General features: G+C 39.4%; 10 protein-coding genes and 1 pseudogene. 7 read left to right on the top strand and 4 right to left on the bottom strand.

The genetic code is table 11. From position 1 onward, the window contains the following. Positions 1-168: 168 nt before the first annotated feature. The 5 genes from CDG56_RS01065 to CDG56_RS01045 all read left to right on the top strand — a co-directional run bounded on the left by CDG56_RS01065 (position 169) and on the right by CDG56_RS01045 (position 5,951). On the top strand, positions 169-756 hold the full coding sequence (locus CDG56_RS01065; protein WP_087546656.1) for a 5-formyltetrahydrofolate cyclo-ligase: 588 nt from the start codon (positions 169-171) through the stop codon (positions 754-756). Positions 757-901: 145 nt separating this feature from the next. Further along, complete coding sequence (gene lon, locus CDG56_RS01060; protein WP_087546655.1) at positions 902-3,331, top strand: endopeptidase La; 2,430 nt, start codon at positions 902-904, stop codon at positions 3,329-3,331. Between the two features lie 323 nt (positions 3,332-3,654). Then, positions 3,655-4,134, top strand: a complete 480-nt coding sequence (gene rlmH / locus CDG56_RS01055) for a 23S rRNA (pseudouridine(1915)-N(3))-methyltransferase RlmH (protein WP_004663191.1) — start codon at positions 3,655-3,657, stop codon at positions 4,132-4,134. Between the two features lie 100 nt (positions 4,135-4,234). Continuing rightward, positions 4,235-5,008, top strand: coding sequence for a DODA-type extradiol aromatic ring-opening family dioxygenase (locus CDG56_RS01050; RefSeq protein ID WP_087546654.1), 774 nt, complete (start codon positions 4,235-4,237; stop codon positions 5,006-5,008). A 181-nt stretch (positions 5,009-5,189) separates the two neighbouring features. Then, entirely contained in the window at positions 5,190-5,951 is a 762-nt protein-coding gene (locus tag CDG56_RS01045) for an META and DUF4377 domain-containing protein (protein ID WP_087546653.1), read from the top strand. 88 nt (positions 5,952-6,039) lie between these two features. Here CDG56_RS01045 and gdhA read toward each other — a convergent pair. Then, positions 6,040-7,423: pseudogene (gene gdhA / locus CDG56_RS01040) on the bottom strand (NADP-specific glutamate dehydrogenase). A 345-nt stretch (positions 7,424-7,768) separates the two neighbouring features. Between gdhA and CDG56_RS01035 the strand changes: the two are divergent. Next, positions 7,769-8,569 (top strand): RnfABCDGE type electron transport complex subunit B, encoded by an 801-nt coding sequence (locus CDG56_RS01035; RefSeq protein ID WP_087546651.1) that lies wholly within the window; start codon positions 7,769-7,771, stop codon positions 8,567-8,569. Further along, the gene (nth, locus tag CDG56_RS01030) at positions 8,570-9,256 is read left to right on the top strand and encodes an endonuclease III (protein ID WP_005157880.1); all 687 of its coding nucleotides are present in this window, start codon (positions 8,570-8,572) and stop codon (positions 9,254-9,256) included. Here nth and CDG56_RS01025 read toward each other — a convergent pair. The 3 genes from CDG56_RS01025 to CDG56_RS01015 form a co-directional block, all read right to left on the bottom strand. Then, positions 9,253-9,435 carry a hypothetical protein gene (locus tag CDG56_RS01025; protein WP_034602651.1) on the bottom strand — a complete coding sequence of 61 codons (183 nt, stop codon included), beginning with the start codon at positions 9,433-9,435 and terminating at the stop codon, positions 9,253-9,255. The genes nth and CDG56_RS01025 overlap by 4 nt on opposite strands. Positions 9,436-9,499: 64 nt before the next feature. Next, a complete protein-coding gene (locus CDG56_RS01020) occupies positions 9,500-10,684 on the bottom strand; it encodes a VWA domain-containing protein (RefSeq protein WP_087543783.1) in 1,185 nt (394 codons plus the stop codon). A gap of 3 nt (positions 10,685-10,687) precedes the next feature. Continuing rightward, positions 10,688-13,027 carry a DUF5682 family protein gene (locus tag CDG56_RS01015; RefSeq protein ID WP_087546650.1) on the bottom strand — a complete coding sequence of 780 codons (2,340 nt, stop codon included), beginning with the start codon at positions 13,025-13,027 and terminating at the stop codon, positions 10,688-10,690. Positions 13,028-13,035 lie beyond the last annotated feature (8 nt).

Raw genomic sequence — 13,035 nt, 5'->3', positions numbered from 1 at the left:
TCTTATTTTTGACAGCACACTGATTAAGTCTAGTGCTACAGCTGTGTGATTACTTTGAATTGTCAGAATCCAGAACTGACCAACAAGATTAGAGCTTCAATTTATTTAGATGCTTAAGCACACTTAAATCAAGTATGATTCTCGAGGCTTTGTTATATTTTGAATACGATGAATAGTGATTTACATGTACTCAGAAAAGATATTCGTTTAAAAAGAAAACGAGTGAATCGCTTTGAACATAAAAAAAGTGAGCAAGACGCTTTAAATCGCCTCAGATCAATACCTCAATTCAAGTGTGCAAAAAGCGTTGGATTATATCTTCATGCTTTTGGCGAAGTGCACACTCACAAACTCATTCAACTTTGTTTCAAACACAAAAAACTCGTTTACCTACCCATGATCTGCACGATGAATCAAGAACTTGTATGGGTAAAAATCAGCTCCAGTCAATATTTAAATAAACGCTTTTCCCATCATCCACTCGGGATGAAAGAACCCATGGCAAGTCGCGGTCATCATATTTCCATTTTGGATATTTTAATTATGCCTTTACTTGCCTGTGATCACTTAGGGACACGAATCGGCATGGGAGGTGGTTTCTATGATCGTACTTTGGCAAGTGCGCCGCATCGACCTTTTCGTTTGGGTCTCGCTCATACATTTCAATATATTGATCAAACTTTACCTAGACAAAAATGGGATCAACCGATTCATGGCTTACTAACACCTAAAAAGTTCTATATTTTCAAGCCTTAACCTTATTGTTCTAATATTTTTTAGAAAAAAAACCAACCAATTTAGTCTTTTTTTAATATTTTCTAAGTAAAAACCCTTGTAATTTTTGAAATGCACATCACTATAAAAAACATGGCAACACCGTTGTCACTCATTAGGAGTGCCCATGTCTGAATATATTTTAAATAATGAATCAAGCTTAGAGCCACAGGTTCCAAGTGTATTACCACTCTTAGCATTACGTGATGTTGTGGTCTATCCACACATGCAAATTGCGCTATTTGTGGGTCGTGAAAAATCGATCAATGCAGTGGATGTGGCTCGTAACGGTGACAATTTAGTATTTGTAGTTGCGCAAAAAGATTCGCTTACAGAAGAAATTGATCACGATAACCTCTATCAATATGGAACTGTGGCTAAAATCGTACAAGTCGTAAATCATGAAAATGATGAAAACTGCATCAAAGTACTGATTGAAGGTCTGCATCGTTCTAAATTAGAGCGCATCATTGATGGTGAAGAATACTTGACTGCCGAGCACAGTCTCAGTCCAATTACACTACCATTGGATAAGGAAGCCCAAGCAACTCGCTTAAACGAATTGCGTACCCTATTCGCTCAATATGCTGAAGCGAAATTACGTAATGCACGTGAACTTGTTGCAGCAGCAAATAAAATCGAAGACTTATTACAATTAATGTTCTTTGTTGCAACTCGTGTACCTTTAAATATCGAAGTGAAACAAAAGTTTTTAGAGCACGACGAGTTTGAAGCGCATTTGCAAGAGTTGATGAGCTACTTGATGAATCAATCTGCTGAACAGCAAATTGAACAAACGTTGCATGACAGTGTTAAACGTCAGATGGAAAAGAATCAACGAGAATACTTTCTAAATGAAAAAATGAAAGTTATTCAACGTGAACTTTCTGATATGAACGGCGGTGCTGAAGATGACGTTGCGGAAATTGAAAAACGTCTTGCTGAAGCAGATTTGCCTGAACATGTACGCAAAAAAGCTGAAGCTGAGTTTCGCAAACTGAAAGCGATGCAACCTGCATCGAGCGAAGCTGCCGTTGTTCGTAACTATCTAGAAGTCATTTTAGATACACCTTGGAATAAGGCGAGTAAAGTCAGCATTAACTTAGCGAAAGCACAAGAGATTCTTGATGAAGATCATTACGGCTTAGATGACGTCAAAGATCGTATTGTTGAATATCTTGCAGTGCAATCTCGTGTGAAAAAACTCCGTGGTCCTATTCTTTGTCTAGTTGGTCCTCCAGGTGTAGGTAAAACCTCACTAGGTGAGTCTGTTGCTAAAGCAACAGGTCGTGAGTTTGTTCGCATGGCGCTTGGTGGCGTACGTGACGAAGCTGAAATCCGTGGTCACCGCCGTACCTATATCGGTGCGATGCCGGGTAAAATTGTACAATCTTTAACAAAAGTTGGCGTGAAGAACCCACTGTTCTTACTCGACGAAATTGACAAGATGGCACAAGACTACCGTGGCGATCCTGCATCAGCATTATTGGAAGTACTTGATCCATCACAAAATAGCAAGTTCAACGATCATTATTTAGACCTTGATCTTGATCTTTCAGAAGTCATGTTCATCTGTACGGCTAACAGCATGAATATTCCTGAAGCATTGCTTGACCGTATGGAAGTCATTCGTCTACCAGGTTATACCGAAGATGAGAAAGTAAATATTGCTGAACGTTACCTTGTTCCAAAAGCGATTAAGAACAATGGTCTACGTGCAAAAGAATTGACTGTTCACGAAGAAGCAATCCGTGACATCGTACAACGTTATACACGTGAAGCGGGAGTCCGTAGCCTAGAGCGTGAAGTGTCTAAAATTGCACGTAAAGTGGTGAAAGAAGCCGTTAGCAAGAAGTCTAAAAACTTACAAGTTGATGTCACTTCTGCCAATCTTCCTGAATACCTAGGTCCGCACAAATTTGACTTTGGTATGGCTGAAGATGAAGCCCAAGTCGGTCGTGTAAATGGTTTAGCTTGGACTTCGGTAGGTGGTGAATTGCTTACTATTGAAGTTGCAGCCGTGAAAGGTAAAGGTAAATTCATTACGACGGGTTCGCTCGGTGATGTGATGAAAGAATCGATTACTGCTGCAATGACTGTAGTTCGTACTCGTGCTGATGAATTAGGTATTGAAGCATCACGTTTTGATGAAACTGATGTCCATGTTCACTTACCTGAAGGTGCAACGCCAAAAGATGGTCCATCTGCTGGTCTAGCACTCACAACTGCGCTTGTATCAGCATTTACTGGTATTGCGATTCGTCCAGACATTGCGATGACAGGTGAAACGAGTCTAGGTGGTCGTGCGATGCGTATTGGTGGTCTAAAAGAAAAACTTCTTGCAGCTCACCGTGGTGGAATTAAATTAGTTTTTATTCCACAAGATAACGTTCGTGACTTGGCTGAGATTCCTGACAATGTAAAAGAAGGCTTAGAAATCAAAGCTGTAAAAAGCATTGATGAGATCTTACCTTTAGCATTAACGGATACGCCGAAGCCTTTACCTAAAACGCCTATTGTTAAACCAGTAGAAGAAGCAAAGGCTGCGCGCCATTAAACAAGTAAGTAGATGAAAATTAAAGAGAGCTTCGGCTCTCTTTTTTTGTTACATAATTTGGTTGAAAAACAACCAATATATTGCATAATAAAATAGAGTCGATAAAAATAAAGATGAAGCTTGACTCAGTGAACCCATTTTTTAGTGTCATCCGAACTCCAGACTGATGACACTTTGATCGCAGCTCAAACGCAATTTTGAGCTGCATTTTTTATACAACGTAATCAATAAATACACTTTCAGCGACTATTCCCTTTCATGCTGATCACTATCGATAAAGAACACTGTTTATAATAGGCGTAATTTCTCGATCTATTTATTCTATGAAAATTCGTATTCTGACTATCGGACAAAAAATGCCTGCTTGGGTGTTAACTGGATTTGAAGACTATTTCAAACGCATTCAACCTTTTGTACAAACTCAAGTGATTGAACTCCCGATGGCAAAACGAGGCAAAAATGATTCCGAAGCAGATATTTTAAAATATTGTCAAATTGAAGGCGATAGTATTTTAAATGCACTTAAACCCAATGAAACCTTAATTGCCTTAGAAGTAGGTGGTCGAGAACTCAGTACAGAAAAACTGGCAGATACCATGAAACAATGGATGCTTGAAGGCAATGATATTGCTCTTGCGATTGGTGGTCCTGATGGACATTCAGACGCAGTTCGTAAAGCAGCAGCTTGGCATTGGTCTCTTTCTAAATTGACAATGCCACATCCCATGGTTCGTATTCTACTGATTGAACAACTTTATAGAGCGATGAGTATCAATCATAATCATCCTTATCATCGTGCTTAAAATTGTTCTGATTATAGAACAATCTGTTGATGTTTAAGGGCTGTCATTGTTCTCATGAATTTGTCACGATAATGATGTATTTCCAATCAGGTGCTTATCTATGAATTTCCAGACTTTACCCGGGTTATTTATTTCTCATGGTTCTCCCATGCTTGCACTTGATCCTGAACAAGTGGGTCCCGCATTGCATCGTTTAAGCAATAATTTACCAAAACCCCAAGCAATTATTGTGATGTCTGCTCATTGGGAAAGCCAAGCGCTAGAAGTGAGTACATCAACTCGAGCTCAAACGTGGCATGATTTTCGTGGTTTCCCCCCTGAACTTTATGAGATCCGTTATCCTGCTGCGGGCGCTCCAAAACTTGCTGAGGAAATACTGACTCTATTTGCAGAAGCAGATATTCCTGCACATGCAAATAGCACACGACCACGAGATCACGGTGTATGGATGCCTTTATTACATATGTATCCAGAAGCCGACATTCCTGTGATTGAAATTTCCTTACCCATCGAAATGAATGCTGACCAGATTTACAAAATCGGGCAAGTTTTAGCACCTTTACGTGAACAACAAATTTTATTAATTGGCTCTGGTAGCATTACCCATAATCTCTCTGAACTTTCATGGCATGCAGATGCTGAAGTTCCAATATGGGCAAGCACATTTCGGAATAGTGTAGTTAGTAAACTAAATCATCAAGATTATGACGCTGTGCTTAACTGGCCATCTTTACCCTACGTGCAACGAAATCATCCTACCCTTGAACATTTTGCCCCACTGTTTTTTGCGATGGGGACAGGCCATCGTTTTAGTATCGTGCATAGTAGTTTTTCAATGGGATCATTAGGTATGGATATTTATCGTTTTGATTAAAAACCAAACATCAGACTTTTCAAATGGCTTACTTATATTTGAGTAAGTCATTTCCCTAATCAATTTTCTTAAAATTTACAAATAGATATATTTAACGAACTTAATCCATAAACTGATTACATTTTATTTTTTTAAGAATACTTTAAGCTAATGACTGTTATTTATTTACTGTTGTTTGACTATGAAAATTAAATATTTAGTTGTTGCCTTATTACCGCTTTCTTTGATGGCGTGCCAAACTGTACAAAATGTAACTGATAATGTTATTTCTCAAATTAATACAACAGCAGCAAAAAATTTAACTGAATATAATTGGACTTATCAAGGTTCAAAAGCATCAAAACCTTTAGTTTTATCTTTCGATGATAATCAACGATTATCTATTCAAACTGGTTGTAATAATCAAGGCGGGACTTGGAAAGTTGAAGATAATACCATTGTAACCTCACCACTGGCATCAACAATGATGGCGTGTGCGGATGATTTAATGCAACAAGAACGCTTATCTGCTGATATTTTTAGTGAGAAAAAAGTTCCTTTCACACTCAGTACCCAAAATGATCAAGCGATCTTGACGATAACTGATAGTAAAGGTCAAAAATATACGTTCCTTGGTAAAATGACAGCTGAAGCAAAATACCAGTCTGAAGCTAAAATCGTTTTCCTCGAAATTTCACCACAAACTAAATCATGTACGGGTGTAGCACCACAAACTTGTATGCAAGTTCGTGAAATTAAATATGACGATAAAGGCATCAAAACATACGCTGATAAAAATTGGTCACTTTACTATGGTCAAATCGAAGATTTTGAACATAATCCAAACCAACGTGTAATCGTTCGAGTTAAACGTTTCGACATTAAAAACCCTGCTGCCGATCAATCAAGTATTGCAGATGTGTTAGATATGGTGGTTGAACAAGAAATCGTGAAAAAACCATAATTTTAGCCAGTTAAAAAAATCCGATGTTTCAACATCGGATTTTTTTATGGAAATCCCCTCTTTATTAAAGTGGGATTTTGGGAGACCCTTAATAAATACCCTGCGCAAGAATGGCATCTGCTACTTTGACGAAACCAGCAATATTTGCACCATCAACATAATTGACAGTACCATCTTCTTTGGTCCCATATTTTAAGCAATTGGCATGAATATCTTTCATGATGGCATGTAAGCGTTCATCAACTTCACCATGTGACCAACCAAAACGTAACGCATTTTGAGACATCTCAAGACCAGAAGTTGCAACTCCGCCCGCATTTGATGCTTTACCTGGTGCATACAAAATCTTAGCTGCGATAAATCGTTCAACTGCGTCCAAGGTAGATGGCATGTTGGCTCCTTCTGCAACACAGATCACACCATTTTCTAGTAATAATTTTGCATCTTCTGCACCTAGCTCATTTTGAGTGGCACAAGGTAATGCGATATCAACAGGAATATGCCAAGGGGTTTTACCCTCAAAATATTCAAAACCATGCTTCGATGCAAACTCTGAAATACGTCCACGCTTGATATTTTTCAGCTCCATCACTTCGGCAAGTAATGCATCAGTAAAACCATTTTTTACAAAAACAGTGCCATTCGAATCTGACAGAGTCACCACTTTTGCACCCAAAAACATAGCTTTTTCAGCGGCAAATTGCGCTACATTTCCCGAACCCGAAATCGAAACCGTTTTTCCTGCAAAGCTATCACCACGAGTTTTCAGCATTTCTTCAGCAAAATAAACAGTGCCATAACCCGTCGCTTCTGGACGCATTAAACTTCCGCCAAAAGAAATACCTTTGCCCGTAAAAACACAAGCCGTATCATTACTCAGCTTTTTCATCATCCCCGCCATGAAGCCTACTTCACGACCACCAACCCCGATATCACCTGCTGGAATATCGGTATCTGATCCTAAATGACGATATAACTCCAACATTAACGCTTGGCAAAAACGCATAATTTCAGCTTCTGACTTTCCTTTTGGATCAAAGTCTGAACCACCTTTACCACCCCCCATAGGGAGAGTCGTTAATGCATTTTTAAAAGTTTGCTCAAAACCCAAAAATTTTAAAATCGATAAATTTACTGAAGGATGAAAACGCATGCCACCTTTAAATGGCCCAATCGCTGAATTAAATTGAATCCGAAAAGCTCGATTTACATGAGTTTGACCTTGGTCATCCATCCACGATACACGAAATTGAATAACACGTTCAGGCTCAACCAAACGCTCTAACAAACCGTATTGAGCGTATTTAGGATTTTTCTGTATAAAAGGCCATAAACTCGTCATGACCTCTTCTACTGCTTGTAAAAACTCAGGTTGATATGGATCTCTAGCTTTAACATACTCCAAGAAATCATTTAAGCTATCGTATTTCAACTCTCACCCCCAGATAGTGATTTAATTTAGTGCAAAAAATGCACCAAAATAGAATATTAAACACATTTAATACCCTTTATGATCAACTCTCAACCCAATCTTCATAAATAATATTTTTTATTATTTTAAATCAATATCTTACTCTAAAAAATATTCATTATTTTTATAATAAATATTCAAAAAAATAGCTTAAATAAGCATTTAACCTAGTAATAAGGCATTAGAAATCATTCGAAATACAAGATTTAGCACTAAAATAAAACAATATTAGCACTATAAAATTGCAAAAATAAAAATCTATAAAAAGTAGATTTAAGCAACGATTGCCGCCGATTAAACTATTCTTTGCTATAATAACGACATTGTTTTTATCTTATCTTCTTTCATGTCAGTTTCAGCACAACAACTCTCTCTTATCGTTCAAGTAGACCAACTTTTACCACAAACGCAATGTGGTTTATGTGGACATCGTGATGGTTGTTTACCTTATGCAAAGTCGATCGTGGAAGGTGAAGATGCAAACAAATGCGTTCCTGGTGGGCAACCCGTTGCAGATGCACTTGCAGCATTATTAAAAAGACCAACAATGATTGCGGAACCGAGTGTTTGGGATATTCAAGCAGATGGTCGACCGCAACAAATGAAAGCGATAATTCGTGAAGATGAATGTATCGGGTGTACTAAATGTATTAGTGCCTGCCCTGTTGATGCCATTATCGGTAGCGGAAAATTAATGCATAGTATCTTGACTGATCTATGTACAGGTTGTGAGTTATGTATTCCACCCTGTCCTGTAGATTGTATTGATCTGGTCGAAGATTCCAATCCATTACCTACAGTTCAACAGCGTACCCTTGAACAAGATGATCTAAGACATCGTTACTATGCGCATATTCAACGAGAAGAAAAACGTCGTTTGAGTCGTAAAGGACCGATTGTCCGTGCTGAAATTGATACCGAATTTTTTGCTCAATTTTCTCAAGCACTTAACAATGTACCCTTGATCACACTCATGGATAAACCAAAAGAAAATCCTGTATTAGATGCAAAAACGACAATTGAACTTGCGAAAATTAGAACGCAAATCAAAAAGTTAGAAAAGCAGTTAAGTGTACGTGCAGATGAATCAAAGAAAACACAATTACTTGATTTACAACAACGTTTAAATGAATTACAGGGAATCTAAATGCCTGTCAAAAATATGACCAAAAAACAAATTCAGACTTTTTTTGAACGTTTACGTACGCAAAGACCACATCCCCAAACTGAGCTGAACTACAGCTCTCCTTTTGAGTTACTGATTGCTGTTTTGCTTTCTGCGCAAGCAACCGATGTCAGTGTCAACAAAGCCACTGATAAACTCTATGCCGTTGCCAATACTGCACAAGCTATTTTAAATCTTGGGGTTGATGGCTTAAAAGAATATATTAAGACGATTGGCTTATATAACGCTAAAGCTGAAAATGTGATCAAAACTTGTCAGATTTTAGTTGACCAATATCAAGGACAAATTCCAGAAACGCGAAAAGAACTAGAAGCTTTACCAGGTGTAGGGCGTAAAACGGCAAACGTCGTGCTCAATACCGCCTTTGGCCACCCTACCATGGCAGTCGATACCCATATTTTCCGTGTTGGCAATCGTACTGGTTTGGCAGTAGGTAAAAATGTTTTAGAAGTCGAAGATCGATTAATTAAGGTTATTCCTAAAGAGTTTATTATTGATGCTCATCATTGGCTGATCTTGCATGGACGTTATTGTTGTATAGCACGTAAACCTAAATGTGCTGAATGTATCGTATCCGATGTCTGCAACTGGCCTGATCGTTTTGAATTTGGAGCCGTAAAAACAATTCCAACAAAAAACCTCAGTTAATCCTGAGGTTTTTTACGCTGCTGTAATTTGGGGTGTAGCTGACGTTCTCGACCATTTTTCTTATTTTCCAAAGCCTGTTGTTTCTGCACATGGCGCAGCATTTTTTGACTTTGATACAATAAAAACAACAGTAAAGCTAAACTTAAAATTACCACCACAATCAAAATAATTTTCAGCAACGAAGTATCCTCAATCAGCTCACATGTTTCGACTTGCATACCGAAACTTCATCTTCATGTTCTATTATGTCAGATTTTGCTGGGTTGCATACCATGCATGAATATCTCGTTTTTCAATAGCCGTCGCCATGAGTTCTGGAAATTGATCAGGTGTGCAGGCAAACGTTGGAATCCCCATATCCGCAAAGATCTGTGCATGTTGAGTATCGTACCAAGGTGCACCTTCATCAGACAATGCCAGTAGCGCAATCACTTGCACACCACTATCTAACATTTCAGCCACTTGCTTGAGCATTTGCTTAGCATCTCCACCTTCACACAAATCACTGATAAGAATAAAAATGGTATCTTCTGGGCGAGTGATTTTACTACGACAGTATTTAATTGCTTTCGCAATATCGGTTCCCCCACCCAACTGTGTGCCGAACAACACATCCACAGGATCTTCGAGCAAAGGGGTTAAATCGGCTAGCTCCGTATCAAACACGATCATTTGTGTACTGACTGCACGAATACTTGCCATCACTGCCGCAAAAACACTGGAATAAATCACGGAAGGTGCCATCGAACCACTCTGATCAACACAGAGTACAATGTCTTTTAAAGCCGTTTGTTGACGTGGATGACCATGTAACTCATGTGGAATAATCGTTTTAAAATCTTCCTGCCAATGTTTCAAATTAGACTGAATGGTGCGCTGCCAATTAATGTCTTGCATGCGTTTAGGACGGCGTGTATGTGCTGAGCGATTAATACTGCCTCGAATCGCTTGCTGTAATGGTTGCTTTAGACGATTTTCAAGTTGCTCTACCAACTGACGTACCACGATGCGCGCGGTTTCTTTGGTTTTTTCAGGCATCAAATGATTGAGTGAAATTAAGGTAGAAACTAAATGAATATCGACTTCTACACTTGCCAACAATTCAGGCTCTAACAACATTTGTTGTAAATTCAAACGCTCTAAAGCATCTTTCTGAATAACTTTTACCACAGAAGATGGGAAATACTGGCGAATATCCCCTAACCATTGTGCCACTCTAGGACTAGAATGCCCCAAACCACCACGGCGATTAGGCTGTTGTGCCTGATAAAGCTCATTCAGACATTCTTGCATTTTGGTATCTTGCACCGACCAATTCGGTAAATGCGAGGTCGAATTGGGGACTTGCCCTAAAATTAATCGCCAACGTCGTTCTTGTTCCGCAAGATCAGGTTGCTCTAAAGTGATCAGTTCTTCATTCATATTCATCACTTAAACCTCGACAGCAACAGGCTGTAAATACGCGTAAATTTCATCTAATACCGTTTGAGCACGTGTAATATCTAAAGTACCGACCTCTTGTTTGACTGCGGTCGCTTTCTGCGTCACTTTCTGAATTAATTGCTGTGCTTCAGCAGGGCTAAAACTTGAAGCTGTTCTGGCCAAAATTGGCAATAACTCAATGAATTGCTGTTCTTGTAATTGATTGACCCATTGGCTCACGGTGTCCCAAAGACTTTGCTCATGAATCAATAACAAAGCTTGATGGGTCAAGAAACCTTCAAACCAAGCCGCACTATAATCTGCCGTCTGCCCAATCGACAAAGCTCGAGACAGAAATCCCTGTGTTTGCTCCACATCAATCAAGTGCTGTTCTCGTGCTAAACGCACACAACAACCATGCAAATAACCTTGCATATGTTCCAACTGCAATAACTGATGTAAGGTCTCTTGCCAGAGCTGTAGCAATTCATCTTGTTGTAATTGTTCTAAAAGCTCATATAAAGTTTGTAGTTGTTGGGCAAATTGCTGAGCCATTTCGGCATTCAGTTGTACACAATAACTTGGCAAACTCAACATCAAACGAATCGCTAAATGTTCTACCACTTGATGTAAATGTTGCATTGAAAATTGGCGCACACTGCCATAACGAATTGCCGTAATAAGCGGCTTTAATGTTGCCAAAATAATGCTTGGGTCTTGATGCTGAGTGGTGAGCTCATTCAATTTATCCAAAGCCAAATTTAGGCTTTGATCCAAACCAGACAATAAAATGTTCTCGATCAGTTGCGCAATTTGCGCCACATCTTCACATTGTCTAATCTGATGTTCGACATAACTTTGTGTGGCAAGCTGAATGCTATTTCCCCACAACGACATTTCATTCAGATATAAACTAGTTTCAGGCTGCCAAGACAACTGCCAAACTTCTTTAAAGTTACCTTGCTTTGAGCCTGCACCAGCTAACTCTGCCCAAGCGAGACCCAGTAATTTCACGCAATGTAAAAATTGACTTTTTGCCAAGTCGAAGGCTTCCCGTAAATCCAGACTAATGTCACGATGCGGTGCTTCGAGTTTCAGGCGAAAATGCTTCACTTGCTGTAAAAAGTCTTTTTGAATGGGCAACTCAATCAACTCATCAGGCACTTGCCCCAATTGCTCGTCTTCAAGCAATTTAGCTAAAATCGGTTGCGGAATATCTAAGCCGTGATTTAAGACCGAACGAATTGCCTCAAATAAATCTTCCAAATCAGGAATACGTCGTCCACGTAATTGCAATAAAGATTGAATCAGTTGTACCGCATCAATAATCTGAGCACTAGAAGCATCATGACCTGCTTGGCGTAAGGCATGGGCAAATTTGCTTAACCAATCAATCGTAATTTTTTCGCCATCAACCTCTGCATCTAAGGCTTGTTGGTAATGCTTCCAAAGATGGGTATACCATCCAACCGCTTGTACACCTGCACCATAGCCATTGTCCCTGCTCAAACGCCCATGTGTCCATGCAATCCATGCAGCATCAACTTTGACTTTAGGTAAGCCTTTGAGCAAGGTGGTATCTGCTTTATTTTGCGCTTTTAAATCCGCCAATACAGGTGCATGCCATGCACCACAAATCACCACAATATTTTGGTAGCCTTGCTTTTGTGCCTGCTTGATCACTTTGCGCATGTAGGCTTCGCGATACTGCTCTAGCAGTTGGTCTTCACTACTATAATTTTCAGGTTGCTGGCTTAGCAAATAATCACGTAAAGCTGACATGGCATCGCTAATTGCGGCAAACATTTGTCCAGTGTGTGGCTGCTGCTCGACCAAATGCTCCCAAAAACGTTCGCTGTCTTGATAGCCTGCCTGCTCTGCCAGCAATTGAATTGGATCTCGGCGAATCGAAAGATAATGCTGTTCCAAATTCTGTTCTGGCTCAACATCACCTTGCTGATTAGACTCAATCTCTTGCTCGTCTGCTGAAGCTTGCTGTAAACGTTGCTCTGCCCATTGTTTTTCCAACGCAAAACGATGTTGCAAAGGCAGATCCATAAACTCTACTGCAATTTGCTGACGCAACGCATATTGCAAAGCTTGCCACTCAGGCGAAAATTCAGCAAAAGGATAGAACACTGCCTGTGATCGCACTTCTTTTTGTACAGGGGTATTCAACAACAACGCCACAGGCGGCTTAAAATCTGCATGTTGCAATTGAGCAATGATTGCATTGGCATCAGGTGGTCCTTCAATCAAAATACAATCAGGTTGAATCGAAGCCAAAGCATTACAGACACTACGCGCCGAACCAGGCCCATGATGACGAATACCGAGAATATGCAGCATTTTTTATC

It is taken from the genome of Acinetobacter sp. WCHA39 (assembly GCF_002165385.1).
In the GTDB taxonomy this organism is placed as follows: Bacteria; Pseudomonadota; Gammaproteobacteria; order Pseudomonadales; family Moraxellaceae; genus Acinetobacter.
This window is presented reverse-complemented; position numbering and strand designations above follow the sequence as displayed.

What these genes read in the sequence shown, in the direction of transcription:
- CDG56_RS01045 (WP_087546653.1), top strand. Translation starts at nt 5,190, where the DNA reads ATGAAAATTAAATATTTAGTTGTTGCCTTATTACCGCTTTCTTTGATG.
- CDG56_RS01065 (WP_087546656.1), top strand. Translation starts at nt 169, where the DNA reads ATGAATAGTGATTTACATGTACTCAGAAAAGATATTCGTTTAAAAAGA.
- rlmH (WP_004663191.1), top strand. Translation starts at nt 3,655, where the DNA reads ATGAAAATTCGTATTCTGACTATCGGACAAAAAATGCCTGCTTGGGTG.
- CDG56_RS01050 (WP_087546654.1), top strand. Translation starts at nt 4,235, where the DNA reads ATGAATTTCCAGACTTTACCCGGGTTATTTATTTCTCATGGTTCTCCC.
- CDG56_RS01035 (WP_087546651.1), top strand. Translation starts at nt 7,769, where the DNA reads ATGTCAGTTTCAGCACAACAACTCTCTCTTATCGTTCAAGTAGACCAA.
- nth (WP_005157880.1), top strand. Translation starts at nt 8,570, where the DNA reads ATGCCTGTCAAAAATATGACCAAAAAACAAATTCAGACTTTTTTTGAA.
- lon (WP_087546655.1), top strand. Translation starts at nt 902, where the DNA reads ATGTCTGAATATATTTTAAATAATGAATCAAGCTTAGAGCCACAGGTT.
- CDG56_RS01020 (WP_087543783.1), bottom strand. Translation starts at nt 10,684, where the DNA reads ATGAATATGAATGAAGAACTGATCACTTTAGAGCAACCTGATCTTGCG.
- CDG56_RS01015 (WP_087546650.1), bottom strand. Translation starts at nt 13,027, where the DNA reads ATGCTGCATATTCTCGGTATTCGTCATCATGGGCCTGGTTCGGCGCGT.